Consider the following 26,449-nt stretch of genomic DNA (forward strand, 5'->3'; position numbering starts at 1 on the left):
ATCATCTCCTTCGTCTAATAAAACAAAGGGGGTGATTGCTATGTCAGAGAGCGCGATTGCAGTGAGCCGGATCTATAAGATCGACGGCGAAACCAAGACCAAGGCCTTTGTGGACGTGGCATTAAGCGGGGTGGTGGTAAAAGGCCTAAGGGTAGTTGACGGTAGTAAGGGGTTGTTTGTGGGTATGCCGCGGCATCAGGGAAAAGACGGTAAGTGGTATGATACCGTTTATCCGACCACAAAAGAGATTAAGCAGGAATTGAGTGACTTAGTGTTAAAAGCGTATCAGGAATAATGGTGATTCGGTTAGGGCTACGAGGCGGTAAGCTTCGTAGCCTTTGCCGTAACCTATAGCATAATATGAATAATATTTATTTAGTCGGCTTCATGGGTACAGGCAAAACTACAGTAGGAAATCTTTTAGCAAAGTCCAAACGCTGGAAGTTTTTAGATTTGGATGATTTTATTCAACTTCGTCAGAAGAGGTTGATTGCGGATATTTTTGCTAAAGAGGGAGAGGTTTATTTTCGCAGGATAGAAAAAGAAGCGCTTAAGGAAGTGGCCAAGGAAAAGAATTTCGTGGTTTCCTGTGGGGGTGGGATCGTCCTTGATAAAGCTAATATTGCGATTATGAAAGAAACCGGTAAAGTTATTTGTCTTTGCGCCTCGCCAAGCGTAATTTTAAAGAGAGTCTCTGGAAATAAAGACCGTCCGTTACTAAATGTCCCTGATCCCAAGGCACGGATTAAGGAATTATTAGCGTCTCGCGCTAAATATTATGCTTTGGCGCATAAAACAGTTGATACCTCAAAATTATCGGTGGAGCAAGTGGCACAAAAAATCATCAAAGCCACAAAGTCACAGGTGAAAAAACATAAGCGTAGAATTAAAAACGTAAAGCGCAAAGCTATAGCGTAAAATTAAGAATTTTGCGTTTTGAATTATGGTCTCACTTTTTTACTTTATTTATCTGAAAGCTGATAGCTGACGACTGAAAGCTGATGGAATGACTAAACTCGAAGTTTTAGTAAGTTTGAACATGATTGGCGAGATTGGGAGCGTGCGCTTGGGCCGGCTCTTGGATTATTTTGATCGCCTTGAGGATATTTTTACTGCCAGCCCTGGCCAATTGATGCGTATTGCTGGAGTTAGTCAAAAGATTGCTGATAGAATTCACGCATTTAAAAAAGAAGATTTAGATAAAGAATTAGAAGCTGCAGAGAAGTTGGGTTTAGAAATTATTACCTTAGATGACGCGGATTATCCGGAAAATCTAAAAAATATTCCCAGCCCCCCGATTGTGCTTTACGTAAAAGGCAATCTAGAAGAGGAAGATAAATCCGCCATAGGTGTAGTAGGAAGCCGCAGGGCTTCCTTTTACGGATTATCTCAAGCAGAAAAGTTTTCTTTTGATTTAGCCAAAGACGGCGTAACTATTGTTTCTGGAATGGCACGCGGAGTTGATACTTCTGCGCATCAAGGGGCGTTAAAAGCCCATGGACGCACTATTGCAGTTATCGGAAGCGGGTTTAATCATATTTATCCAGCGGAAAATAAAGAATTGGCGGAAAAAATAGCTCAAAATGGCGCAGTTATTTCTGAATTCCCCTTAGCGGCACAGCCGCTAAGGGGAAACTTTCCGCGCAGAAACCGTGTGATAAGCGGCTTGTCTCTTGGAACACTAGTTATAGAAGCCGCGCAAAATAGCGGAGCGTTAATTACCGCGGATTTTGCCCTTGAGCAAGGAAGAGATGTGTTTTGCCTGCCCGGAAAAATTGATTCGTCTTTATCTTTGGGCCCAAATAAATTAATCCAGCAGGGAGCAAAATTAGTTTGCAGCAAAGAAGATATCTTGGAAGAGTTAAAGCTTCCTTTATTAAGAAACATGCCCAGAAAGGAAATCAAAAACAGGCTTAAAATCCCTGCGCCTGACCCGCAGGACGCGGGTTTATATGATTTAATTTCAGATCAGCCGGTTGTTTTGGATGATATCTTGGAAAAAACAAACTTGAATATCTCGCGCGCCTGTGAGATACTCTTAACATTGCAAGTAAAGAAACTTATTAAAGAGCTTCCGGGAAAACAATTCATTAAAAATAATCAATAACCAAATGCCAATAACCAAATAATAACCAATGTTGCAAGCTCCAATAACCAAACATACGTTTGATTTAGAAGATAGAACGTTAGAATTTAGCAAGACGGTAATACAGCTTTGCAAGAAGGTTCCTCGCAATGCTACAAATATTGAACTTATAAGTCAGTTAGTACGTTCTAGTGGCTCTGTAGGGGCAAATTATCGTGAAGCAAACGATGCTTTGAGTAAAAAAGATTTTACTCATCGTATTTTAATTACGAGAAGGGAAGCCAAAGAAGCGTATTATTGGCTTCAACTTTTAAAAGAAGAAAATTCTTCTTTGGCTTGTGATATTGATAAAGCTTTACAAGAAGCAATGCAGCTAAAGAAGATTTTTTCTGCTATAGCTGGTAAGGTTTCTTAGTTTGGTTATTTGCTTTTTTTGTTAATTGGTGATTATTTGATGTTTGGAATTTGGTAATTGGTTATTTAATTTATTACTTGAAGGAGATATAAATGCCTAAAAAGAATCTAGTTATTGTTGAGTCTCCCACCAAAGCGCGCACTATCACCAAGATTTTAGGCGGTGATTTTGAAGTAGTTTCTACTATGGGGCATGTGATTGACCTGCCGCAGAAAAGTTTAGGGGTGGATATTGAGAAAAATTTTGAAGCTGAATATGTGGTGATTCCTTCGCGCAAAAAAGTTTTAACCGATCTTAAGAAGCAGGCCAAGGAAAAAGATTGCGTGTATATCGCTACCGACCCTGACCGCGAAGGAGAGGCGATAGGTTTTCATATTAAAGAGCGCTTAGGCAAAGTCAAGAAAGTCATGCGTGTAGTTTTCCATGAGATCACCTCATCGGCAGTAAAAGAAGCTTTTTCTCATGCCCGGGAATTTGACAAAAATATGGTTGAGGCGCAGGCTGGACGGCGCGTACTGGATAGGATCGTGGGGTATTTTTTAAGCCCGCTACTTTGGAAAAAGATTACCCGCGGCTTAAGCGCCGGACGCGTGCAGTCTGTGGCCTTAAGGATTATCGTAGAGAGAGAAAGAGAGATCCAGAAATTTGTCCCGCAGGAATATTGGGATGTTGAGGCAGAACTTAAAAAGAAAGATTCCGGCGAAGTCTTTATTGCTAAGTTAGATAAGGCAGATGATAAAAAAGTAAAAATAGTAAATAAAGAAGAGGCTGATGCTCTAGTTTCAGATATCAAAAATCAGAAATTCATTGTAAGTGACGTAGAGCAAAAAGAAAAAAGGCGCAATCCCTTGCCGCCTTTTATCACAAGTACCCTTCAGCAGGATTCGTTTAACCGTTTGAAATTTAACGGCGCTAAGACTATGTTAATTGCCCAGCAGCTTTATGAAGGCGTGGATATCGGCCATGAAGAGGTCGTGGGGCTAATTACCTATATGCGTACAGATTCTCCGCGGGTAGCCCCAGAGGCAATTACCGCGGTACGTAAATTTATACAGGAGAAATTTGGGCAACAGTATCTTCCGCAAGAGCCCAATATTTATAAAGTAAAAAAACACGCGCAGGAAGCGCATGAAGCAATCCGCCCGACATTGATTTCCAAAACCCCCGAAGAATTAAAGGATTACCTTACCCCAGAGCAGTATAAATTATATGAATTGATTTACCGGCGTTTTGTTTCCAGCCAAATGAACCCGGCAGTTTATCTTACCACCAGCGTTGATATCCAAGCCGGGAAATATTTGTTTTCGGCTTCCGGGTCAAAGATTACCTTTGACGGATTCTTGGCGATGTATGACAAGAAAGACGAAGATGAGGACAAAGAAAAACAGATGCCTTCTTTTGTGAAAGAAGAAGCGCTTGACCTGTTAAAGCTTGATCCTTCCCAGCATTTTACCAAGCCTCCGGCGCGTTTTTCGGATAGCTCTTTAGTTAAGGCGCTTGAAGAAGACGGCATTGGCAGGCCTTCTACTTACGCCCCGATCATTCAGACGCTTATCTTGCGTGATTATATGCGCCGCATCAGAGGATATTTTTTCCCCACGGAATTAGGGATGAAGGTTTCCGATATGCTGGTGGAGTATTTTCCCAAGATCATGGATTTAAATTTTACCGCTCTTATGGAAGAGGAGCTTGATGAAATTGAAGAGGGGCAGTTTGAAAAAGAAAAAGTCTTAAATGATTTTTATAAGCCATTCAAAGAGTCGCTTGATTTTGCCCAGAATAATATTAAGAAGGAAGTGGTTAAGACCGAGGAAACTTGTGAAAAATGCGGCAAGCCTATGGTAATTAAATGGGGCAGGCGCGGTAAGTTTTTGAGTTGTTGCGCTTATCCGGAATGTACCTTTTCTAAATCTATTACTACCAAAGTAAAATGTCCGGAAAAAGATTGCGGGGGAGAGTTGATCGAGCGGCACTCAAGGCGGGGCCTGTTTTACGGCTGTTCCAATTTTCCTAAATGCCGGTTTGTTTCTAAAGATTTGCCGGGCGAGGAAGAGGAAAGTAAAGAGTAATGGATCGTTACGTTGATAAATTCCTGCGTTATCTGGAAATTGAAAGAAACTACTCCCGCCATACGCTTCTTAATTATTCCCTGGATTTAAACGATTTCATGAAATTCTTAGGCGAGAAAAGCCTTGAAAGCGTGGATTATCTTACTTTGCGTAAATACTTAGCCACCCTAAAAGAGAAAAGCATGCAAAGCCGCACCATGGGCAGGCATCTTTCCACTTTGCGCTCATTTTTTAAATTCCTAACCCGCGAAGGGCATATCAAGACTAACCCGGCATTAAGTATATCAAGCCCTAAACTTGATAAGCATCTGCCGCAATTTATGACTGAAGAGGAAGTGACAAGATTGATTTCTTCGGTTATTCCTAAGGATCAAGATGATAAATTATCATATCGGGACTTGGCGATTATTGAAACTTTTTACAGCACCGGTATGCGTATTTCGGAATTAGTGGGGCTTAACCAAGAGGATGTTGACTTTATCGGTTGCGTGATTAAGGTGCGCGGTAAGGGCAAGAAAGAGCGCATTGTCCCTATCGGAGACCATGCTATTTCTGCTATTCGTAATTATCTGGTGCATCGAGCAAGTATGGTGGCAGCGGTCTTCTTAAATAAAAACGGCAGGCGCATTACTGACAGAGGAGTGCGTGATATAGTGGGTAAATACCTGCGCCTAACAGCAGCTAAAAAAGGGATTAGCCCGCATACCTTAAGGCATTCTTTTGCCACGCACCTTTTAAACCGCGGCGCAGACCTAAGAAGCGTGCAGGAGCTTTTGGGGCACGCTAATCTGTCTACTACTCAAATCTACACCCATCTTACCACAGAACGCTTAAAAAGCGTCTACGACAAAGCCCATCCCCGGGCTTAATGCGCCTTTCAAAGAATCGCTGAGTAATTAAATAGCCAATTATCAAGCACCAATAACCAAATAAACACCAATAACCAAGTACCAATTTATCAAACAGGTTTGGTTATTGTAAAATTGGTAATTGGAATTTGTTTGGTGATTTGGATTTGGATATGGGTTATTGCCAATTTTTTGTCCCCCTCCGGCCATTTTAGTGGTATAATTAACTCCCTATGGCTGTGATATATAATATTATATTCTTATTATACGCGCTTGTTTCTTTGCCGGTTTTAGCTGTAAAAGGCAAGCTGCATCGGGGTTTATGGATGCGCCTTGGCTTTTTAGCGCAGGAACTTAAATTCAATAACCCCATTTGGATACACGCGGTAAGCGTGGGCGAGGTTATGGCTATGCGCGCGTTTATTCTTAAGCTTAAATCCGCCTATCCAAATAAAGAAATCATTATTTCTACGGTTACTGCTACCGGCAATAAGGTTGCCCGACAGATTGTTTCTGTGGATAAGGTGATTTATCTTCCTTTGGATTTTAGTTTCTCTGTGGAAAGGTTCATCCAAAGGATCAAACCAGCACTTTTAGTTGTTGCTGAAACTGAACTTTGGCCCAATCTTATTCAGGGGTTTTGGCGGCACAAAATACCGGTAGCCGTAGTCAATGCCCGCATATCTGACCGATCTTTCGGCAGGTATCAGATTATGAGATTTTTCTTTAAGGCGATACTAAGAAAAATCAGTATTTTCTGCGCGCAGACGGATCTTGATGCTTGGCGTCTTGAGCAAATAGGAGTGGGCAAAGATAAGATTAAGGTTACTGGTAACCTTAAGTTTGACGTAGAGATAAAACAGTCTTCAGGGCAAGAGGTTTATTTGCGGCAAGCCCTTGGGATAAAGAGCGGTGTTCCTGTTTTGGTTGCGGCTTCCACGCACCCCGGGGAAGAGGAGCAATTGTTGAGAGTTTATCAAAAATTGCTCCCGGATTTTTCTTCCTTGCGCTTGGTCATTGCCCCCCGTCATCCGGAGAGGTCATCAGAGGTTAAACGTATCGTGGAGAAAAAAGGATTAAGCGCGCAGCTTATCTCTAAAATGGATAAGCCAAAAGGCGCGAAAGAAATTTTGATCTTGGATACTATCGGCAAGCTCATGGATTATTATGCTATTTCTGATGTTGTTTTTATGGGAGGAAGTTTAACTAAAAACGGCGGGCATAATATTTTAGAGCCGGCAATTTTAGGAAAACCGGTATTGTTTGGCCCCTTTATGTTTAATTTCCGCGGTATCGCTAAATTATTTTTAGATAAAGAAGCGGTAATCGGCGTGGCAAATGAAGATCAACTAGTTGCATCTTTGAAAGATCTGTTATCTTATCCGCAGAAAGCCTTAAGCTTGGGTGAAAAAGCCAAACAACTTGTTTTAGCCGGCCGGGGGGCCGCAGAAAACAACTTAAGAGTCATTAAAGACTATCTTTAGAAGGGAAAATTATGAAAGTAAAGAAAATCACCGCTAGTAATTTCCAAGGTTTTGGCAAAATTATTGATTATTCTTTAAGCCGCAATCAGGCCAAGAAGAATCTTTTCTGTATTGTCTTAAGCGAAAACAGGCCTGTTGGCTGGAGGGTGGCGTATTTAGTGCTTCGGGATAAGAAAATTGATACCATGGAGGCGCATCCGGATACCTATGAAACCTTTGAGCCGGTAAAAGGCAAAAGCCTTATTTATTTAGCTACTTCCAAGAACAAAAGCCGTATAGAATGTTTTCTTTTGGACAGGCCGGTTATACTTAAGAAAGGTATTTGGCATGCGGTAGTTACTTTAGGCAAGGAATCAGAGATAAAAATTACGGAAAACGCAAGCGTAAAGTTAGTTTATTGGAAACTGGATAATTTCTTAAAATAAGAATATGCGTAAGTATCTTTATGAAATAATTACCGGTAAAAGAAGAAACCTTTTTCTCGAGGCTGTTCTTTGGGTATTCTCTTTAGTTTATACAGTGTTTATTCTTCTTATTAGCCGGTTACGCCGAGCTAATCAGCAGGAATTTGCCTGTAAGGTTATAAGCGTGGGCAATATTACTTTAGGCGGCACGGGAAAAACTGTTTTTGTGCAATTTCTTTGCCGCAGATTATCAAGCCTAGGGAAAAAAGTGGCGGTAGTTTCACGAGGGTATCGTTTGAATAAAAATGATATTTCGGATGAGCCGCGCATGCTTCAGGAGAAGTTGGGTGATCTTATCCTGGCGGTAATCTTGGATAAAAATCGCGCGCGCGCAATAAAAAAGGCAATAAGCCTTGGCGCGGATACAGTAATATTGGATGATGGATTTCAACAGTGGGGGATTAAAAAAGATTTGGAGATTGTTACTTTGGATGCCGGATTTCCTTTTGGAAACAAAAAAGTTTTACCAGCAGGAATTTTACGTGAGCCGTTAGGGTCTCTTGAAAGAGCGGATGTTTTGGTGTTGAATAAAATCGAAGACTTTGATACTCAAGATCTAAAGCGTAAACTTCTTGCCTTAAATCCTTCCGGGATTGTTTTAGATATACAATATAAGCCTGTTTATGTGTTTCCGGTTTGGCTGCCTAAGAAAATAAATGACATCGGTATCTTAAGAGCAAGAAAAATAGTCTCTTTTTGCGGTATCGCCCGGCCAGAATCTTTTCGTAAAAGCCTCTTAGAATGCCAGGCGCAGATATTGGATGAACTTATTTTTGCGGATCACTATCAGTATTGCTTAAAAGATATTGCGCAGATATCCGGGAAGGCAAAAGAAGCTGGCGCAGAGTTTATTCTGACCACGGAAAAAGATGCCGCGCGGCTTTCTTTTTTAAAACATGACGATATGAATCTGCCGGTATATGTTTTAGCTATTGAACCTGTGGTTCTATCTGGCCAGGATAAGTTTAACTTAAAGTTGGAAAATAGTTAATAATGAAAAAAAATTCTATTATAGACTACAGCGCTTATATTATTTTAAGGTTCTTTGGCCCTGTTTTAAGGGCCATCCCTGTGCCTTTAGCGCTTTTCTTGGGCCGGATACTCGGGGGCATTGTTTATACCTTTGACCATAGGCACCGCTGTTTGGTTTTTGCAAATATAAAAACCGCTATGGGTGAAAACATGGCGCCCTGTCAGGTAAAGAAGATAACAGCTAGGTTTTACGCGCATCTGGGGCAGACCGTGATTGAGCTTTTTCTTATCCCCAAGGTGGACAGGAAATACATAGATAAATATATAAGTTTTGAGGGGTGGGAAAATGTGGATACGGCAGCCAAAAGCGACAGGCCGGTTATATTTCTGGCAGTGCATGCCGGTAACTGGGAACTTTCTAATATTATCTGCGCTAATTTAGGGATTAATTTTAGTGTTTTTGTCAGGGACCAAAGCCTGCCGCATTTGGATAATCTTTTAAATCAACATCGGCAGTCAAAATCCTGCAGGATCATCCATCGGGAAAATCAATTACGCCAATTTATTCAAATCTTAAAAGATAAGGAATCTGTAGGCATGACGGTGGACCAGGGCGGGAAAAACGGCGTATTGATAGATTTTTTAGGCAAGCCTTCGTCTATGGGAATTGGAGCGGTGAAATTTGCCCGTAAATATGGGGCGTTGATCGTGCCGGTTTATTTTACGCGTATTAAGGGTCCGTATCAGAAAGTGATTGTCCGGCCCCCCATTGAACCTAAGCATTCTCAAGATGAAGACAGGGATATGCGCGATAACTTGGAGCACATAGTTAGGATCTTAGAAAAGATTGTTTATCAGTATCCCTATGATTATCTTTGGCTGAATAAGATCTGGAAATATTCTAACAAGAAGAATATCCTTGTCTTAAGCGACGCCAAGGCCGGCCATTTAAACCAATCGCGCGCTGCGGCAGAACTTGTGCAGGAGGTTTTCCTGAAAAAAGGTATTACCGCCAGTGTCAAAATTATCCCTGTAGAGTTTAAGAGCAAATTTAAAGAGCTTCTTTTTAAAATAGGGTTGTTGTTCTCCGGGCCATTTAGTTGTCAGGGTTGCCTTTGGTGCCTAAGGGCTTTTTTAAAAGATGAAAATTATCTTGATCTTTGGAAAGAAAAGCCCGATGTGGTTATTTCCGCGGGTTCTTCTCTGGCAGGGATAAATTTTCTTGTTGCCCGCCAAAACCTTTCTAAATCAGTAGCGATCATGCGCCCCGGTTTCTTAAGTTTGTCGCGTTTTAATCTGGTGATTGCCCCCCGCCATGACCGTTTAGCAGAAAGAAAGAACGTGGCAATTACTGAAGGCGCGTTAAACTTAGTAAATGCAAAATACCTGAAAGAGCAGGCGGAGAAATTCCGAAAGGAATTTAAGCTTGAAGGCTCTAATGATAATTTCTTAGGAGTTTTAATCGGCGGAGATTCAAAGGGATTCTTTCTTGATGCAGATAAAGTTTCTTTTGTCCTTGAAAAGGTAAAAGAACAAGCCAAAGTTTTGGGCGCGCGGATCTTACTTACTACTTCCCGGCGCACAAGTTCAAAAATAGAAGAGGCCATCCGTGAAAAATTAAAAGATTCGCCGGATGCTATTTTGATCATTGCCAATCAAAATAATTTTTCTTTTGCTTTGGGAGGGATTTTAGGTTTATCTAGTGTGGTTATTTGCTCTGCGGAAAGTATTTCTATGGTTTCCGAGGCAGCCAGTTCTGGAAAAAAGGTAATAGTTTTCCAAAGCCCGGGCTTAAGCGATAAGCATAATAGATTTCTTGCTAATTTAAAAAAGAAAGGTTTTATTTCTTATGTTGAGCCGGACAAGGTAAAAGAGGAAATAGAAAATTTATTTGTTAAAAAGGACAATCCTGTGTTAGATGATAAAAAGAAAATCACTGAAATTCTGGAGCGCACATTATGAACGTACTTCAAGTTTTACCACAGCTTCGTGTAGGGGGTGTTGAGACCGGCACCGTAGATTTGGCCCGGGAACTTGTTAAGTTGGGGCACAAGGCAATAGTTGTTTCAGCCGGGGGAGAATTAGTCAAAGAATTAGAAGCCTGTGGCGTAAAACACTATTTTCTGCCGGTGCATGAGAAATCTCTTTGGGCGATATTTAAGTCAACCCGCGCCTTAGCAGAAATTATCCGCAAGGAAGAAATTGATATTGTGCATGCGCGCTCTAGGGCTCCGGCATGGAGCGCTTTTTTTGCCTGCCGCATGACAGCAGCAGTGTTTGTAACTACCTGTCATGGTTTTTATAGCAAGCATCCCTTTAGTTATGTTATGGGCTGGGGCAAGCGCGTAATAGTTTTAAGTAACGCCATTGCCCATAGGATGATCCATGATTTTAATGTCCCTCACGAGCGCGTGCGCCTTATCGCGCGAAGTGTTTCTTTGGACAAATTTCAATATGCCGACCCAGGGCCCAAGCGCAAAAAGGTCTTTAACGTCGGGATCATCGCGCGCATAACTCCGATCAAGGGGCATATGGATTTTATAAAGGCAATGCATAAACTAAGCAAGCATGTGCCGCATTTAAAGATATGGATAGTAGGCGATGCCCCGGAATCAAAGTTAGCTTATAAAGAACAGCTGCAGGTTTTAGTGCGAAGGCTTGGGCTTTGGCATTGCACGGATTTCTTAGGCGTGCAGAGGGATATTCCGGGAGTGCTCAAAGGGCTTGACGCGGTTGTGCTGCCTACTGTTACCCAAGAGGCCTTTGGCAGGGCGATCATTGAGGCGCAAGCTTGTGGCGTGCCGGTTGTAGCTACCAAAGTCGGAGGCGTGGTAGATGTGATCGATGATCAAAAGACCGGGGTATTAGTGCCTGTATCCAGCCCCCAGGCCATATCAGAGGCGCTTCTTAAGATTTATAAGGACAAAGATTTCGCCTCTTCGCTGGCAAAAGCTGCTTACGATAAATTAAAAGAAAAATATACATTGGAACTTATGGTAGAGAAAACTCTGGAAGTGTACAAAGAGGCGCTTTCAGAGAAAAGGGCGCTTATTATTAAGATCGGCTCCATAGGAGACGTTATTCTTTCTACTTATGCCATAAATCAGATCCGCAGTAAATTGCCTGCAAATTATAAGATAAGTTTCTTAGTGGGCGAGAAATGCAGGGACCTGCTTTTTCACTGCCCTTACATAGAAGAACTTTTAGTTTGTGATTTTAAAAACCGCGACAAAGGCTTAAAAGGCCTGTGGCGTTTGGGTAAAAGATTAAGGAAAAGCCAGTTTGATATGGTTATCGACCTGCAGAATAACCGCACCAGCCACCTGCTTTCATATTTGACTTTAAGCTTGTATCGTTATGGTTATTCTGATAGGAAATTTGGTTTTCTTTTAAACCGGGGGGTAAAACAAAATAAAGGCCATTATCCTGCGCTTGAGCATCAATTCAAGATACTTGAGCCGTTGGGAATAAAATTAGAAAACCCGCGCCTTCAGGTCTGGCCAGACCAGAAAGACAGGGAATATATAGAGCAGTTTTTAGGTTCTCAATGGTTAAGTTACCATCAAAAACTTGTCGGGATTAATTTAAGCGCCAGCACCAGATGGCAGAGTAAGAATCTTCCGCTTGCTACCATTGCTAAGGTTTGTGAGCAGTTGGAGCAGAAGAAAATAAGGGTTGTAGTTTGCGGTGAAGAAAAGGATAAGATGCTTGCGGAAAACCTGATCAGTATAGCCAAGAACGCCAAAGTCATTAACGCCTGCGGCAAGACCAGTATTAATCAATTAGCTTCTTTGATCAAGAAGTGCGCGGTATTTATTTCGCCGGATTCGGCGCCTTTGCATATTGCTTCTGCGGCGGAAACTTCTTTCGTGGCTTTGTTCGGGCCAACTGACCCTAAGCGCCATATGCATGCTTCGGGCAAATATAAGCTTATCAGAAAAGATTTAAGTTGCTCGCCTTGTTATAAACCGCATTGCGCTAAGGCGCGATGCATGAAGATGATAACTGCTGAAGAAATAGTGGAAGCGGTGGAGGAGTTACTTTAGCTAAAAATTCAAAGCTAAAAGCTAAAAACCATAATTAAAAATTCAAAACCTTAAAAACGAAAAGGTTAAAGCGTAAAGTGCAAAATGTAATGTATTTGTTTTTAGTTTTTAATTTTAAGTTTTCGTTTTTCGCTTTACGTTTTACGCTTTTAGTTTATAACTATTTTTTTGGTAACTCGTGGATAGAAGAGGGCTATGAATATCTTACTTTTAGCCAATCACTTTAATACCGGAGGCATTTCAAGCTACATCTTGACACTTGCCAAGGGTTTAAAGAAATTAGGCCATAATATTTATGTTGCTTCCGGTAGCGGAGAGCTTGTTTCGGCTCTTGAGCAAGAAAGATTCGGTTATATCCGTGTTCCGCTTAAGACTAAAGCCGAATTAAGCATTAATGTTTTGGTTAGTTTTTTTAAGCTTTTTCCGGAAATAAAAAAGAAAAATATCCAGATTATTCATGCCAATACGCGGGTAACACAAGTCTTGGCGTGTTTATTAAGCCGGTTTTCAGGAAAGCCATTTGTTTCTACCTGCCACGGGTTTTTCAAGAAGAGATTGTTGCGCCGGATATTCCCTTGCTGGGGTGTTTGTGTTATTGCTGTAAGCAGTCAAGTAAAAGATCATCTTGTGCAAGATTTTAATGTTCCCGAGGACAATATTGAACTTATCGCCAACGGTATCGATATAGCTAAGTTTAGCTTTCAGCTGTCAACTGTTAACTGTCAGCAAAAAATAAAATTCGGACTTGGGGAAGGCCCGGTAGTAGGGATTGTGGCAAGATTATCTGAAGTTAAGGGCCATGTCTATCTTATCCGGGCGATGCAGAGGGTTGTAGAGAAATTCCCCCAGGCGAAGCTGCTTATCGCAGGAGAGGGAAAGATAAAAACAAGCCTTGAGAGGCTGGTTCAACAGCTGGGAATAGCTAAAAGCGTATTTTTTGTTCCCAATGTTAAAGACACAAGAGATGTCTTATCGGTGATGGATATATTTGTGCTTTCTTCTTTGCAGGAGGGATTAGGCCTAAGCCTGATGGAGGCGATGTGTATGGGCAAGGCGGTTATTGGTTCTTCCGTAGGAGGCATTAAGACCCTGATCTGCCATGGGGAAAACGGTTTATTGGTGGCTGCGGCAGACGTCAGCGGCTTGTCGGCTGCGATTATTCGCCTTCTCGAGGACAAAAGAGAAAGAGAATTGCTGGGGGTAAACGCGCGCGAATTCATCTGCGCTAACTTTTCGCAGAGTAAAATGGCGCTTCAAACAGAAAGGGTTTATAAAGAATGCGTAAATTCCTGATTACGATTTGTGTTTTATTTATTTTTATCGGCGGGTTAATTCTTGGTTTAGGGATGTTCTTTAAGGATAAATACGCGCCGGTTGTGCTTATGTATCATATGGTCTATCCTCAAGCGGAAAGCCGCTATAAGGCAGCGATCAGAGATGTTACCTTTGCCGCCCAGATGCGTTTTTTGCATAAGCATCAATATAAAGTTGTAACCCTTCAGGCTTTGACAGAGTTAATTAAGCGTAAAGAGAAAATACCAGCTAAGACAATAGCTATTACTTTTGACGACGGATATAATGATAATCTGCATTACGCGTTTCCCATCTTGAAGAAATACAATTTTCCGGTAACTATATTTATTATTGTGGATGAGGCGGGGGTAAATCCGCAAAAGCTTAACTGGAGGCAGATTAAGCTTATGCAAGATTCAGGGCTTGTTACTTTTGGCAGCCACTGCCTCGGCACAGAGCCTTTGACAAACCTTCAGCCTTTTGAGCAAAAAAGGCAGATCGTTGAATCCAAGAGAATATTGGAGAATAGATTAGGCGCACAGGTGAAATTCTTCAGTTATCCCGAAGGAAAGTTTACTGCGCCTATCCGACAAATGGTAATTGACGCCGGTTACGCCGCAGCAGTTGCCACTACCCCGGGAGTAAATTATCCTAATGATGATATCTTCGCCATAAAACGCGTCCGGGTTTCAGAGGTTAAGTTCAGGGATTTATCTTTTGCCATTAAGCTTACCGGATTATATAACTATATCGTGGAATCGCGCAAAGACAAAAAACAAAGAAAGCATGCCAGATAGAATATTGGTATTTAACGTAAATTGGCTGGGGGATGTGCTTTTTTCTACTGCCTCTATCCGTAATTTAAGGCGTAATTACCCCAAAAGTTTTATCGCTTGCGTTATCCCAAGCCGCTGTTATCCGGTGTTAAAGGGTAACCCAAATTTAGACCAGATTATTATCTATGACGAGCAAGACCGGCATAAAAGTTTGCTTGCCAAGATTTCCTTTATAAAAACGCTTGCCGGCAAGAGATTTGATATGGGTATTCTTTTGCACGGCTCATTAACAAGGGCTTTGATCTTAAGGTTAGCCGGAATTAAGCAAATAATCGGCTATAATACCAAACACCGCGGGTTTCTTCTTGATAAAAAGATTCCCTTGCCTAAGAAAGATTCATTGCACCGGATTGATTATTACCTGAATATTCTTGAAAAGTCAGGCTTAAGGGTAGAGGATAGGTTTCTGGAATTTTTTATAAACGATGAAGACGAAATTTTTGTTGCAGATTTTCTCAAGCGCAATTCTCTAAACTCGGATGACCTTATAGTGGGGCTTAACCCCGCAGGCAACTGGCTTTTAAAGCGCTGGCCTAAGCAATATTGGGCAGGCTTAGCCGACAGGTTAATCAATGATTATAACGCTAAAGTAGTTATTACCGGCAGCCCTGATGACCTTAAGCTTGCTGGCGAAATAGGCAAACTTATGATAGGCAGGCCTGTTGTGTCTTGCGGGATGAATTTAAAACAATCCGCCGCGCTTTTTAAGAAATTAAATTTATTTATTTCTGCTGATAGCGGCCCCTTGCACATTGCTAACGCCGTAGGCGCCAAGAAAATTATCGCGCTTTTTGGGCCGACTGATATTAATATTACCGGCCCGTTTCCGTTAAACAATGTAGTTGTTCTTCAGAAAGATTCTGGGTGCAAAATTCCCTGTTATGATTTGGATTGTAGCGATAACCGCTGTATGCGCGCAATAACCCCGGAGGATGTTTTAAGAGAATGCAAAAAGATACTATAAAGAAAATTTTATTTATAAGTTTAAGCAATATCGGAGATGTGGTTTTAACACTTCCGGTTTTGGATGTCCTGCGCCATAATTTTCCAAGTGCCAAGATTACCGCTATCTGCTCGCCTCGTCCGGGAGAGATTTTATCGAAAAGCCCCGCGGTAGATGAATTTATTCCCTATAATAAGCATGCCAAGTTAAAAGAAAAGATAAAATTATTTTTTACCTTAAGCCGGGCGCGTTTTGATCTTGTCGTAGACTTAAGAAACAGCGTCTTTGGATTATTCTTGCCGGCGCGCTACAGCGTGTCGCCTTTTTTAACGCTTTTTGCCAGTAAAAATCTGCACCGCAGGGAAAAGCATCTTGGGCTTTTGAAGAAATTAATGCCGCAGTTGGATTATAACGCGCCAGCCTGTTCTATGCCTTTGGCTAAGGCATCTTCAGAGGATAAGGTGATTGTTATCTGCCCGGGAGCACGAAGCCATATTAAGCGTTGGAGTGAAGATAAATTTAGCGTTCTTATCGGGGATTTAGCCAAAGAATTTAAGATGCGCATTGTTTTAGTCGGAGATAAGCAGGATATCCCGATAGGCGAGAAGATTGTTTCTTGCTGTAAATGCGAGATCACTAATCTTATCGGGAAAACCGATTTTAATCAATTGGCATCTTTAATGCGTCAAGCCGCTTTTGTAATTACTAATGACAGCGCTTGTTTGCATTTTGCAAGTTATTTAGACGCTCCTACAGTAGCAATCTTCGGGCCGACCGATGAAAATAAATACGGGGCATGGTCAAGTTTATCAAGAACAGTTAAAAAAGATGTTTTCTGCCGGCCCTGTGAAAAAGCGCAGTGTCAATTCGGCACGATACAATGCATGAAAATAATCCAGCCGGAAGACGTGTTAAGGCAGGTCAGGGAAATCTTGAATTCAGAATTCAGAATTCAGAATTCTGAACAAACGCAACAACGATGCCAATACAAAAGAATATTGGTTTGCAGGACGGATAGGATTGGGGATGTTTTGCTTTCTACGCCAGTAATCATGAATTTACGAGCTGCGTTTGCGCAAAGTTATATCGCGATGTTAGCCTGCGAGCCGCTTAAGCAGGTATTAGAGCTTAATCCGTGTCTTGATGAAGTGATTATTTATGACAAAGATAAAAAGCATAAAGATTTCAAAGGCACCCGGGAACTTGCTAAGCAGTTGCGCCAAAAGAATTTTGATTTGGCAATCGTGCTGCATCCGGTAAACCGCGTGCATATAGCGCTTTTCTTGGCAGGGATCAAAAAACGTTTAGGCTATAATCGCAAGTTGGGATTTTTGTTGACGGATAAATTAAAACATACTAAGCAATTAGGCGAAAAACACGAGCTGGAATACAATCTTGATCTGTTGCGTTATCTGGGGATGGAAGATTTAGATAAAAAGCTTTTTATGCCCTTGTCAGAAGAGTCAGAGGCAAAAATAGAGCGGTTGATTGTTAACGAAGGTATATACAAAGGCGAAAGATATATTGTGGTTCATCCCGGAGCAAGCTGTCCTTCTAAGATATGGCCAGTAGAGAATTTTGCTTCTGTAGCAGAAGAATTAGCCGCCAAACATAAATTTAAAGTAGTGATTGTTTCCGGAGAAAAAGACGCTTCTTTAGGAAGAGAAATAAAAGATATGATGCAGTTAAGAGCGATTAATCTCTGCGGCAGGCTTAATCTTCTGGAATTGGCAAGTTTATTAAAAAGAGCAAGCCTGTTTATCTCTAATGATTCCGGCCCGGTGCATATTGCCTGCGCGGTTGGCACGCCGGTAATTTCTATTTTTGGCAGGAATCAGCCTGGCCTGGGCCCCAAACGCTGGGGACCCTTGGGAGAAAAAAACGCCTATCTGCATAATCCTCCTGATGATTGTGCTGTTTGCCTGGCGCATAACTGCAAGAAAGGCTTTGCCTGCTTAAAGGCGATTACTGTAAGAGATGTTGTAGCTTTGGCAGAGAAGCTGATAAATTTGCAATAAGGGCTATTTTTTGTTTTACGCCTTCTAGTATTTGTGTTACAATTATAGGTCGCCATAATAATATAATACAAATAAGATGAATATTTCTACCTTAAATAAGATTATTTCCAGATTCCCTAAGGCCAATATCCTGGTTGTCGGGGATTTGATCCTTGACCAGTATATCTGGGGAAATGTGGACAGGGTTTCTCCAGAGGCTCCGGTCCCGATAGTCTGGGCGAACAAGCGCAATTATGTCCCCGGAGGCGCGGCCAATGTGGCTAATAACGTGCGCGCTTTGGAGGGGAAAGTTTCCTTGCTTGGGGTTGTGGGAAGCGATTTGCAGGCCAAAACGCTTATTTCCAAGCTAAAAGAAAGAAACATTAATACAAGAGGTATTTTTATTGAAGATGGCAGGCGCACTATTTTAAAGACCCGGATCATTGCCGGGCATCAGCAGGTGGTGCGCGTGGATTGGGAAGATGCGCATAATATCAAGGTGAAGACGCGCGATAAATTGCAGGCCTTCATTCAGAAAAATATCAAGGATTTTGACGCGGTTATCATTGAAGATTATGGCAAGGGGTTGTTGGATCCCTTTCTTTTGCGGCTTATCACGCAAGAAGCGCGTAAAAATAAAAAGATCGTGACCGTTGACCCCAAAGAAGACAATTTTGAATATTATAAAGGGGCTACTTGTATCACTCCCAACAGAAAAGAAACCCAGAACGCGGTCAGGTATCTTAAGATCAAAGATCAGGAAAATAAATTTAAAGTTTATAACGATAAGCTTGCTACCCATGGGGATATTGACCAGGCCGCGAGAATGATCCTGCAATATCTTAACCTTGAATCGCTGTTAGTTACTTTGGGCGAGGACGGGATGTTTTTATTTGAAAAAGGGAAATCCCGAAAACATATACCAACGGTAGCCCAAGAAGTTTTTGATGTTTCAGGCGCCGGGGACACGGTAATTGGAACTTTTACTTTGTCTCTTGCTTGCGGGGCGAATAAAGAAGAAGCCGCCTATATTTCTAATTTCGCCGCCGGCATTGTGGTTGGGAAATTAGGCACAGCGGTAACAAATAGAAAAGAATTAACAAAAAAAATATTGAAACATGAATAGTTTTTCAATAATCAATAACCAAACTTGTTTGGGTAATTGGTTATTGATTATTGGGTATTATTTGGTGTTTGGAATTTGATGTTTGGTTATTTACAATTATCGGTGTTTGGTTATTGTGATTTGATGTTTGGTTATTAATCTTCTATAAGAGGAAGTGAGAATACAATGGATGTTGTAGGAGTGATCCCGGCGAGGTTTTCTTCCACGCGTTTAGAGGGCAAGGTATTAGCGGATATAAACGGCAAGCCGATGCTGCAGTATGTCTGGGAGCGCGCCAAACAGGCCAAGATATTGGATGATCTTATTATTGCCTGCGATGATGAAAAGATCCTTATTGCCGCGGAGAGTTTTGGCGCCAAGGCAGTAATGACCTCCAAAGACCACGCAAGCGGCTCTGACAGGATTTGCGAAGTAATAAATTTCTTAGACGTAAAAATCGTGATAAACATTCAGGGTGATGAACCGATGATCCACCCGATGATGATAGAAACAGTGGCGCGCACTTTGTTAGAGAATAAAAATGTCTCTATGGCAACTCTGAAGAAGAAAATTGAGGATCCCGAAGAAATAAATGACCCTCATGTAGTAAAAGTGGTCACTGACAAGAATGATTTTGCTTTATATTTCTCCAGAAGCCCTATACCGTTTCATGCTGCCAGCTCTAAGATCAAGGAGCCGTTTTATTACAAGCATATCGGGCTTTACGGTTATACCAAGGATTTTCTTTTTACCTATAAGAATCTTCCGGTGTCAAATTTGGAGGCCATTGAAAAGCTTGAGCAATTAAGGGTGCTTGAAGAAGGCATCAAGATCAAAGTCCTTGAGACAAAGTTTGAGACTATCGGGGTGGACACGCAAGAGGATTTGGAGAAAGTAAAGCATTACTTAAATGAGCAAAAGAACTAATGAAAAATCCCAAATCCAAATAAATCTTCCGGATTTGGAAATTGGGATTTAATTGGTAGTATTGGGATCTTGACATTGGGATTTTTACTATGGGGGTAAACTGATGCGGCAGATAAAAGTAGGTAATATTAATATTGGCAGCGGAAAAATGGTCTTAATCGCGGGGCCATGTGTCATTGAATCCGCGAAACTGTGCCTTGATACCGCCAAAAGGATAAAGGATATTACCGCTAAATATAATGTCCCTTATATTTTCAAATCCAGCTACGACAAAGCCAACCGCATGTCGGTGGATTCTTTTAGGGGGCCGGGGATAGATAAAGGCTTGGAGGTTCTTGCGCAGGTAAAAAGTAAATTAAAGATTCCGGTTTTAAGCGATGTGCATTGCGTCAAGGACATGCAAAAAGCCTCAAGAGTGCTTGATATTATTCAGATACCGGCGTTTTTATGCCGTCAGACCGATATGGTTGTGGCGGCCGCTTCTACCGGAAAAATAGTCAATATTAAAAAGGGGCAGTTTCTCGCTCCCTGGGATATCGCGGCAATAATCAAGAAAGCCGAGTCAACTGGCAATAAAAAGATTATTTTAACCGAAAGAGGCGTTTGTTTCGGCTATAACAATTTAGTGATGGATTTTAGAAGTTTAAAAGTCATGCGCGATTTAGGGTATCCGGTGATTTATGACGCTACTCACAGTATTCAGCTTCCCGCGGGGAAAGGCACTTGTTCTGGGGGAGAGCGGGAATTTGTCCCCGGGCTTTGCCGCGCGGCAGTCGCCTTTGGCTGCGATGGGCTCTTCCTGGAAGTGCATCCTAACCCGGATAAGGCTTTGTGTGACGCTTCAAGCATGATTAGCCTGCAAAATTTAGAATTCATACTTAAACAAACAAGAAAAATAGAAAAGGCATTATGATGATTGCAAATAAAATTAAACGCGCCAAAGAAGTTTTGGATATTGAGGCTAAGGCTATTCTTGCTTTAAGGCCGCAGGTAAATAAAAGTTTTCAAAAGGCGCTGGATATATTATTTAAGACAAGAGGCAGAGTAGTAGTAAGCGGCATGGGAAAAACCGGCATTATCGCCCAGAAATTCTCCGCTACTTTAGCCTCTACCGGGACCCCGAGTTTATTTTTGCACCTGGCTGAGGCCTCGCACGGTGATTTGGGGAAGGTGGCAAGTTTTGATACCATAGTAATTATTTCTTACAGCGGGCAGAGCAGTGAAATAAAACAGCTTTTGCCTTTATTAAAGAAGATTGGGGTTAAGATAATCGCTGTTACCGGAAATATAAAATCAGACCTGGCAAAATACAGTGACGTGGTTTTGGATGTTTTTGTCAAGAAAGAGGCCTGTCCTTTAGGGTTGGCTCCTACCGCTTCTACAACCGCGACTTTAGCCATGACTGATGCCTTGGCAGTTTGTTTATTGGAGCTAAGAGGTTTTAAGGCCAAAGATTTTGCTTTTTATCATCCGGGAGGATCTTTAGGCAGAAGGCTATTATTGAAAGTGGCGGATCTTATGCGCACAGGAAAAAATAATCCGGTTGTGGATGGTAATGAGAAAGTCGCCCGGGTTTTAGTGAAGATAACCCAATCCCGCGCAGGAAGCGCTTCGGTTGTGGGGAAAAATGGCAGGCTGATCGGTATTTTTACTGATGGAGACCTGCGCCGGCACCTTGAAACCGATTCAGACCTTTCAAGCCGTAAAGTCAAAGAGGTTATGACCGCTAATCCCAAGACAGTCCCCCAAGAAATGCTTGTGGCCGAAGCCATGCGCATTATTGAAGAAAAGAAGATTGATGAGCTGCCGGTTGTAGACAAACACGGCAAGCCGATCGGGCTTTTAGATGTTCAGGATATTATAAAAGCCGGCATGGTTTGATCAAAGGTAAAAACCGCTTGCTTTTAATTATCGGTGTGGTAAAATTCAGAGGTTTCAAATGGAAGAATTCATTGTTAAAAAGGCAAGCAAGGTAAAGTTTCTTCTTTTGGATGTGGACGGAGTTCTTACTGACGGCCGGATCATTTATGATTCAAAGGGCAGGGATTCTAAGTTCTTTGATGTGCATGACGGGCTTGGGGCGTATTGTTTGAACAGGTTAGGCATCAAGGTCATCCTTGTTTCTGCCAAGGCCTCGCGCACTATTCTTCACCGCGCCAAAGACATGCAGGCAACAGAGGTTTTTGCCGGGACAGTCCCTAAGACAAAAGTTTTGGATAAAGTTTTAAAGAAATATGACGTTTGCGCTGAAGAAATCTGTTTTGTCGGCGATGATCTGGTGGATTTAGGGGTTATGAAGAAAGTCGGCTTTCCGGTTGCTGTTGCCAATGCCTGCCAGGAAATAAAAGATGTGGCTGTTTTTGTGACCAGTAAAAAAGGCGGCAGAGGCGCGGTCAGAGAAATAGCGGAACTTATCTTAAAATCTCAAGGTAAGTGGGAAGAAATCCTTAAAATATATGACAAATAATAAGCATTACTGGAGAATAATCTGTGTTTTAAGTTTTCAGCTTTCAGCTATCAGCTTTCAGCTATCAGCTTCTTTTGCCCAAAGTCAGAATAGTTCTGGCCAGCAGATCGGGGATTTTTCTTTATCCGGTTACGGCGATCAAGGCAAGAAAACATGGGAGATTTCCGGTAAATCCGCAGACCTATTGGAAAACGAAGTTGCGCTTCAGGATGTTAAGGGCAATCTTTACGGCGAAGAAGATAATATCACTATTACTTCCAAAGAGGGAAATTTCGATAAGAAAGAGGGCAAGGTAAAGCTGGAAAAGGATGTGGTGATTACTACTGGCTCCGGAGCGAAATTAACCACGGATTCCCTGGAGTGGGACAGAAAAAAACAGCTTGTTTCTACCGAAGATAAAGTCAATATAGAGCGTGACGGGATCATGGCTACCGCTATGGGTGCCAGTGGCCAGCCGAATTTAAATACAGTTAATCTGAATAAAGATGTGACCGTGAAATTGGACCAGTCTACAGGTTCAGGCAAGGCCGGACAGGTGGTTGTGAATTGTGATGGCCCTTTAGAGATAAACTATGAAAAGAACGTCGCGGTCTTTGAAAATAAGGTCCATGTCATAAGAGATGATACCCAGATATACTGCGATAAGATGGAGATATATTTCTTGAAATCATCATCTGATAAAGCCGCTGTTCAAGTCAAATCCGATGAGCCTGCTCCCGAGGATGCGATGATGGTGAATAATTCTAAAATAGACAGTTTAATCTGTAAGGGCAATGTGCGCATTGTGCGCGGAGAAAATGTTTCTTACAGCGATCAGGCTGTTTACAACGCGAGAGATAAAAAGATCGTTTTAATCGGCAGGCCCCAATTGGTGCTTTCTTCTACTGATGATTTAAGTATGCCTTCTGGAAAATAAGGAGTTTTATCGTGCGCCTTCTTGAGGTAAAAGGTTTAAGCAAGTCCTATGACGCAAGAGAAGTAGTCAAGGGCGTAGACTTGGTAGTCAAGCGCGGAGAGATAGTCGGGCTTTTGGGCCCCAATGGCGCCGGGAAGACCACTACTTTTTATATGGTGGTGGGCATTATCAATCCGGACAAGGGCAAGATCATCTTTGATAATTATGATATTACCTCTCTTCCCATACACGTGCGTTCACATTATGGCATAGCGTATCTGGCTCAAGAGGCTTCCATATTCCGCAAGCTGACCGTGGAAGATAATATTATGGCTATTTTAGAGACCCTGCCTTTGAGCAGGCAGGACAGAAGAAACAGGCTTAACAGATTATTGGATGAATTAAATATCGCCCATTTGCGCAAAAGCAAGGCTTTTACATTATCCGGAGGCGAGAGAAGAAGGCTTGAGATCACAAGGGCGCTTGTCACTAACCCATCGTTTATTCTTTTGGATGAGCCTTTTTCCGGCATAGACCCGATAGTGGTCAATGAGGCGCAGGGCATTATAAGAGAGTTAAGAGACATGGGATTAGGGATCCTTCTTACGGATCATAACGTGCGCGAGACGCTTTCTATTACCGACCGCGCGTATTTGATTGCCGAGGGGAAAATTCTTATTTCTGGATCAGCCAGCGAGTTGATCAACAACCCCCAAGCGCGTCAGATCTATTTAGGCGAGAAATTCAGGATGTAAGAATTAAAAACAAAAAAGAAAGGTTGAGTGTATTGGAAATGAATACGGAAGTTAAGAAGATGCAGGATAACAAAGTTGAAATAGGCATTAAAGTAACCGGTGAAGTTGTTAAAAATAAGTTTGAGGATGTGTTTAAGAAGATCGGGCAGGAAGCCAAGGTCCCCGGTTTTAGGCAGGGGCATGTGCCGCGTGATATGTTAGAAAAGGATTTCTCCGCTTATGCTCATCAGCAGGTGATTCAGGAGCTTATACCAGAGCTTTATGACCAGGCGGTAGAAAAAGAATCTATCGCGGTTGTGGATCTGCCGCAGATAAGCGAAGTTAATCTGGACAGAGAAAATATTTCTTTTAAGGCTGTTGTTGAAGTGGTGCCGGAAATAAAATTAAATAAATACAAGGGGTTATCCGTAAAATACCCCGCGATAGAAGTAACCGCAGATGAGTTAAAACGCCAGATAGATTCGCTAAAAGAGCAGCGTAAGGCAGATGTTGTGGATGACGATTTTGCCAAAGGCTTATGTTATCCTGACCTTAAGGCGTTAGAGAAAGCCCTCGAGAGGCAGATTTTTGTCAATAAAGAAAACCAGCAGCGCCAAAAAATAGAGGCCCAGGTCATAGAGGATATTACCAAGCAGCTTGATTTTAAGGTCCCGCAGGTGATGATAGACCGCCAGCTGGAGGAAATGTTGAAGCAGGCCAAAGTGGATTTAGCGCTTCGGGGCATGCCTAAAGACCAGATTAATTCCCATGAAAAAGAAATGATTGAATCTTTAAAGCCAAAGGCTGCGGAAGAAGTGAAGAATTATCTGGTTTTATCTGCGATAGCAAAGGAAGAAAAGATTGACCCTAAGCAACACATGCCGCAGAAAGTGATGGAGTTTTTGTTTAAAAACGCGCAGTGGAGCAACTAATATAGGAGGCCATTATGAGTCAGAATCAAGTGTTAGTTCCCATGGTCATAGAGCAGACTGCTCGCGGCTATGAGAGAGCCTATGATATTTACTCCCGTCTTTTAAAAGACCGTGTTCTTTTTATTGGAACGCCCATTGATGATACCGTGGCAAATTTAATTATCGCCCAGATGCTTTTCTTGCAGATGGAAGATTCTTCAAAGGATATAAATATTTACGTTAATTCTCCCGGAGGATCGGTCACCGCAGGGCTTGCCATCTATGATACTATGCGTTTTGTCAAGTGCGATGTGGCTACTTATTGCGTGGGGCAAGCTGCCAGTATGGGGGCGCTTCTTTTGGCTGCGGGCACAAAGGGTAAGCGTTTTTCTCTGCCGCATTCAAGGGTAATGATCCATCAGCCTTGGGGAGGCGTGCAAGGTGCCGCAAGCGATATTTCTATCCACGCTAAAGAAATTCTGCATATGCGCGAGAAAATAAATCAGATTTTAAGTTTCCATACTTCGCAGCCGCTTGAAAAGATAGAAAAAGATACTGACCGCGATTATTTTATGTCCGCAGAAGAAGCTAAAAACTACGGTTTAGTGGATGAGGTTATTGTAAGCAATAAGAAATAGGATTAGTAGTGGGGTATGAGTAATGAGTATGGGGTGAGGGTGTGGATGGAAAGAATATTTTTCCTCACAACGCAGCCTCATTCTAAACTCACATCCCACAACCCAAAACCCACCCATATTTCTTAAGGAGGTATTTTTATGAAGAAGAATTATTTATTGACTCCCGGTCCGACACCTTTACCGCCAGAAGTTTGTGAAGCAATGGCGCGTCCGATCATTCATCATCGCACTCCTCAGTTCCAAGAGATTCTAAAAGAAGCTGGCGAGGGGCTAAAGTATATTTTCCAGACTACCGAAGATGTTTTCATTCTTACTTCTTCTGGGACAGGAGCCATGGAATCAGCAGTGGTTAATCTTTTGTCCGCGCAAGACGCTGTTATTTGCGTGGAAACAGGTAAATTCGGCGAGCGCTGGACAGAATTATGCAAGGCCTACGGCGTGAACCCGGAAGTTATAAGCGTGGAATGGGGTAAAGCAGTTGACCCAAAAGTTATACAGGATAAACTAAAAGCAAACCCGAATATAAAAGCGGTATTTACCACTCTTTGCGAAACATCAACCGGTGTCACAAACGATATTGAAGCCATAGGCAAGGTAGTAAAGAATTCTAACGCGGTGTTGGTGGTTGATGCCATAAGCGGGCTGGGCGCGATTGATTTAAAAACTGATGCCTGGGGCTGTGACGTAGTTGTTTCAGGTTCTCAAAAAGGCTTAATGCTTCCTCCGGGATTAGCGTTTATTTCCGTAAGCAAAAAAGCCTGGGAGAAAATAGAAGCCGCGAAACTGCCCAAGTATTATTTTAATTTGAAACAGGCTAAAAAGGCCTGGGCGTCTACCGATACACCGTTTACTCCCGGGATACCGGTTGTCATTGCTTTAAATGAGGCCTTAAAGATCATGCGTCAGGATGGGATTGAGAATATTTTCTCCCGTCATAAGAAAATGGCCGATGCCACAAGAAATGCCATGCAGGGTTTGGGTTTGGAACTTTTTTCTCCAACAGCCGCTAGCGATGTAGTCACGGCAGTGAAAGTCCCGCAAGGCATAGATGGAGAGAAATTAGTCAAGACTATGCGTGATGTTCATGGAGTTACTATTGCCGGAGGCCAGGCGGAGTTAAAAGGCAAAGTTTTTAGAATCGCGCATATGGGGTATATTACGGAATTTGATATTATACTTTGCGTAGCCTGCCTTGAAAAAGTTTTAGCGCAGATGGGCTATAAGTTTAATCTGGGCGCTGGTTTAAAAGCCGCTCAAGAGGTGTTTCTAAAATAATTCCTTGTTTCTCTTTTATTTATTGAATATTGGGATTTGGTATT

The 26,449-nt window shown here is 42.1% G+C and carries 25 protein-coding genes; all 25 read left to right on the forward strand.

The genetic code is table 11. From position 1 onward, the window contains the following. The first annotated feature begins 40 nt into the window (after window positions 1–40). The gene (locus MUF05_05710) at window positions 41–295 is read left to right on the forward strand and encodes a SpoVG family protein (GenBank protein ID MCU0666569.1); all 255 of its coding nucleotides are present in this window, start codon (window positions 41–43) and stop codon (window positions 293–295) included. Window positions 296–360: 65 nt separating this feature from the next. Continuing rightward, window positions 361–918 (forward strand): shikimate kinase, encoded by a 558-nt coding sequence (locus MUF05_05715; protein MCU0666570.1) that lies wholly within the window; start codon window positions 361–363, stop codon window positions 916–918. Between the two features lie 88 nt (window positions 919–1,006). Further along, window positions 1,007–2,107 carry a DNA-processing protein DprA gene (gene dprA, locus MUF05_05720; protein MCU0666571.1) on the forward strand — a complete coding sequence of 367 codons (1,101 nt, stop codon included), beginning with the start codon at window positions 1,007–1,009 and terminating at the stop codon, window positions 2,105–2,107. A gap of 28 nt (window positions 2,108–2,135) precedes the next feature. After that, window positions 2,136–2,501, forward strand: a complete 366-nt coding sequence (locus MUF05_05725; protein MCU0666572.1) for a four helix bundle protein — start codon at window positions 2,136–2,138, stop codon at window positions 2,499–2,501. A gap of 92 nt (window positions 2,502–2,593) precedes the next feature. Further along, window positions 2,594–4,570, forward strand: a complete 1,977-nt coding sequence (gene topA, locus MUF05_05730; protein ID MCU0666573.1) for a type I DNA topoisomerase — start codon at window positions 2,594–2,596, stop codon at window positions 4,568–4,570. Further along, window positions 4,570–5,439, forward strand: a complete 870-nt coding sequence (gene xerC, locus MUF05_05735) for a tyrosine recombinase XerC (GenBank protein ID MCU0666574.1) — start codon at window positions 4,570–4,572, stop codon at window positions 5,437–5,439. The genes topA and xerC overlap by 1 nt, the downstream gene beginning before the upstream one ends. A gap of 212 nt (window positions 5,440–5,651) precedes the next feature. After that, window positions 5,652–6,902 carry a 3-deoxy-D-manno-octulosonic acid transferase gene (locus MUF05_05740; GenBank protein MCU0666575.1) on the forward strand — a complete coding sequence of 417 codons (1,251 nt, stop codon included), beginning with the start codon at window positions 5,652–5,654 and terminating at the stop codon, window positions 6,900–6,902. A gap of 11 nt (window positions 6,903–6,913) precedes the next feature. After that, window positions 6,914–7,327: a hypothetical protein gene (locus tag MUF05_05745; protein MCU0666576.1), complete on the forward strand. Its 414-nt coding sequence runs from the start codon at window positions 6,914–6,916 to the stop codon at window positions 7,325–7,327. A gap of 4 nt (window positions 7,328–7,331) precedes the next feature. Beyond that, window positions 7,332–8,357, forward strand: coding sequence for a tetraacyldisaccharide 4'-kinase (lpxK, locus tag MUF05_05750; GenBank protein MCU0666577.1), 1,026 nt, complete (start codon window positions 7,332–7,334; stop codon window positions 8,355–8,357). A gap of 2 nt (window positions 8,358–8,359) precedes the next feature. Further along, window positions 8,360–10,300, forward strand: coding sequence for a mitochondrial fission ELM1 family protein (locus MUF05_05755; protein ID MCU0666578.1), 1,941 nt, complete (start codon window positions 8,360–8,362; stop codon window positions 10,298–10,300). Then, window positions 10,297–12,384 carry a lipopolysaccharide heptosyltransferase II gene (waaF, locus tag MUF05_05760; protein ID MCU0666579.1) on the forward strand — a complete coding sequence of 696 codons (2,088 nt, stop codon included), beginning with the start codon at window positions 10,297–10,299 and terminating at the stop codon, window positions 12,382–12,384. The genes MUF05_05755 and waaF (MUF05_05760) overlap by 4 nt, the downstream gene beginning before the upstream one ends. Before the next feature lie 195 nt (window positions 12,385–12,579). Continuing rightward, entirely contained in the window at window positions 12,580–13,677 is a 1,098-nt protein-coding gene (locus MUF05_05765; GenBank protein ID MCU0666580.1) for a glycosyltransferase family 4 protein, read from the forward strand. Continuing rightward, on the forward strand, window positions 13,662–14,474 hold the full coding sequence (locus MUF05_05770; GenBank protein ID MCU0666581.1) for a polysaccharide deacetylase family protein: 813 nt from the start codon (window positions 13,662–13,664) through the stop codon (window positions 14,472–14,474). Before MUF05_05765 ends, MUF05_05770 begins: the two co-directional genes overlap by 16 nt. Next, the gene (gene waaF / locus MUF05_05775; protein MCU0666582.1) at window positions 14,464–15,477 is read left to right on the forward strand and encodes a lipopolysaccharide heptosyltransferase II; all 1,014 of its coding nucleotides are present in this window, start codon (window positions 14,464–14,466) and stop codon (window positions 15,475–15,477) included. Before MUF05_05770 ends, waaF (MUF05_05775) begins: the two co-directional genes overlap by 11 nt. Next, window positions 15,459–17,474: a lipopolysaccharide heptosyltransferase II gene (gene waaF, locus MUF05_05780; GenBank protein ID MCU0666583.1), complete on the forward strand. Its 2,016-nt coding sequence runs from the start codon at window positions 15,459–15,461 to the stop codon at window positions 17,472–17,474. Before waaF (MUF05_05775) ends, waaF (MUF05_05780) begins: the two co-directional genes overlap by 19 nt. 76 nt (window positions 17,475–17,550) lie before the next feature. Next, window positions 17,551–18,579, forward strand: a complete 1,029-nt coding sequence (gene rfaE1, locus MUF05_05785) for a D-glycero-beta-D-manno-heptose-7-phosphate kinase (GenBank protein ID MCU0666584.1) — start codon at window positions 17,551–17,553, stop codon at window positions 18,577–18,579. 165 nt (window positions 18,580–18,744) lie between these two features. Continuing rightward, window positions 18,745–19,485: a 3-deoxy-manno-octulosonate cytidylyltransferase gene (gene kdsB / locus MUF05_05790; GenBank protein MCU0666585.1), complete on the forward strand. Its 741-nt coding sequence runs from the start codon at window positions 18,745–18,747 to the stop codon at window positions 19,483–19,485. 100 nt (window positions 19,486–19,585) lie between these two features. Continuing rightward, the gene (gene kdsA / locus MUF05_05795) at window positions 19,586–20,398 is read left to right on the forward strand and encodes a 3-deoxy-8-phosphooctulonate synthase (GenBank protein MCU0666586.1); all 813 of its coding nucleotides are present in this window, start codon (window positions 19,586–19,588) and stop codon (window positions 20,396–20,398) included. Continuing rightward, window positions 20,398–21,366: a KpsF/GutQ family sugar-phosphate isomerase gene (locus tag MUF05_05800; protein ID MCU0666587.1), complete on the forward strand. Its 969-nt coding sequence runs from the start codon at window positions 20,398–20,400 to the stop codon at window positions 21,364–21,366. Before kdsA ends, MUF05_05800 begins: the two co-directional genes overlap by 1 nt. 58 nt (window positions 21,367–21,424) lie before the next feature. Then, the gene (locus MUF05_05805; protein ID MCU0666588.1) at window positions 21,425–21,952 is read left to right on the forward strand and encodes an HAD-IIIA family hydrolase; all 528 of its coding nucleotides are present in this window, start codon (window positions 21,425–21,427) and stop codon (window positions 21,950–21,952) included. After that, window positions 21,942–22,868: an LPS export ABC transporter periplasmic protein LptC gene (gene lptC, locus MUF05_05810; protein ID MCU0666589.1), complete on the forward strand. Its 927-nt coding sequence runs from the start codon at window positions 21,942–21,944 to the stop codon at window positions 22,866–22,868. Before MUF05_05805 ends, lptC begins: the two co-directional genes overlap by 11 nt. An 11-nt stretch (window positions 22,869–22,879) precedes the next feature. After that, the gene (gene lptB, locus MUF05_05815; GenBank protein MCU0666590.1) at window positions 22,880–23,602 is read left to right on the forward strand and encodes an LPS export ABC transporter ATP-binding protein; all 723 of its coding nucleotides are present in this window, start codon (window positions 22,880–22,882) and stop codon (window positions 23,600–23,602) included. A 38-nt stretch (window positions 23,603–23,640) separates the two neighbouring features. Beyond that, the gene (locus tag MUF05_05820; protein MCU0666591.1) at window positions 23,641–24,513 is read left to right on the forward strand and encodes a hypothetical protein; all 873 of its coding nucleotides are present in this window, start codon (window positions 23,641–23,643) and stop codon (window positions 24,511–24,513) included. Window positions 24,514–24,554: 41 nt separating this feature from the next. Further along, a complete protein-coding gene (clpP, locus tag MUF05_05825) occupies window positions 24,555–25,130 on the forward strand; it encodes an ATP-dependent Clp endopeptidase proteolytic subunit ClpP (GenBank protein MCU0666592.1) in 576 nt (191 codons plus the stop codon). 138 nt (window positions 25,131–25,268) lie between these two features. Further along, a complete protein-coding gene (locus MUF05_05830) occupies window positions 25,269–26,405 on the forward strand; it encodes an alanine--glyoxylate aminotransferase family protein (protein MCU0666593.1) in 1,137 nt (378 codons plus the stop codon). Window positions 26,406–26,449: the final 44 nt, after the last annotated feature.

The organism is Candidatus Omnitrophota bacterium, assembly GCA_025453395.1.
Lineage (GTDB): Bacteria > Omnitrophota > Gorgyraeia > Gygaellales > Profunditerraquicolaceae > JAlOQK01.